The sequence below is a fragment of the Nocardia sp. NPDC058497 genome (assembly GCF_042720195.1).
GTDB lineage: Bacteria > Actinomycetota > Actinomycetes > Mycobacteriales > Mycobacteriaceae > Nocardia.
On record NZ_JBHXMY010001074.1, the window covers coordinates 1 to 1,004 of the forward strand.

At 66.7% G+C, this 1,004-nt stretch carries 1 protein-coding gene; it reads left to right on the top strand.

Features of this window, described 5'->3' with window-relative positions; all coding sequences use genetic code 11:
* On the top strand, positions 1–1,004 hold a 1,004-nt coding region (locus tag ACFWPJ_RS33805), incomplete at both ends, for a 4Fe-4S dicluster domain-containing protein (RefSeq protein ID WP_378857716.1).

Genomic DNA, 1,004 nt, shown 5'->3' on the forward strand with positions numbered 1-1,004 from the left:
ACTGGCTGGTCATGATCGGCTTCCTGGCCGGCGCACAGTTCTGGTTCATGGCCTACGGGCAGACCTTCGAGCCCACCTGGTCGTGGCCGTTCATCGGCGAGACCTGGTGGTTCCATCTCGGTGACGAGATCCTCGGCGTCGGCACCGTCGTCGGCATCGCGACGCTGATGATCATCCGCCAGCTGAACCACCCGCGGGTGCCCGCGCGGATCTCCCGCTTCAGCGGCTCGAAGTTCGGTCCGGCGTACTTCGTCGAGTGGGTCGTGCTCACCGAGGGCATCGGCATGGTGCTGGTGAAGGCCGGTGTGCTGTCGCTGACCGGGCACTCCACCTGGACCGACCCGGTCACCGGCCAGCTCGCCAAGATCATCCCGGCCAACGTCACGCTGATCTCGATCTTCGCGTTCGTCAAGCTGATGTCCGGCATGGTCTGGCTGCTCGTAGTCGGCCGCAACATCACCTGGGGCGTGGCCTGGCACCGGTTCTCGGCCTTCCCGAACATCTACTTCAAGCGTGAGGCCGACGGCAGCGTCGCCCTCGGCGCGGCCAAGCCGATGATGTCCAACGGCAAGGTCCTCGACATGGAGAACGTCGACCCCGATGTCGACAACCTCGGCGTCGGCCGCATGGAGGACTTCTCCTGGAAGGGCTGGCTGGACTTCTCCACCTGCACCGAGTGTGGTCGCTGCCAGTCGCAGTGCCCCGCCTGGAACACCGGTAAGCCGCTCTCGCCGAAGCTGCTGATCATGTCGCTGCGCGACCACGGTTACGCCGCTGCCCCGTACCTGCTGGCCGGTGGCCGCAAGGATCCCGGTGGCGACGAGATCGGTCTGGTCGACGCCGACGGCAAACCCGACGAGGCGAAGCTGGCCAAGATCTCCGAGGCCGCGCGCGCCGAAGCCGAGCGTCCGCTGATCGGTGCCGAGGACGTCCACGGCGTCATCGATCCCGAGGTGCTGTGGTCGTGCACCACCTGTGGTGCCTGCGTCGAGCAGTGCCCGGTC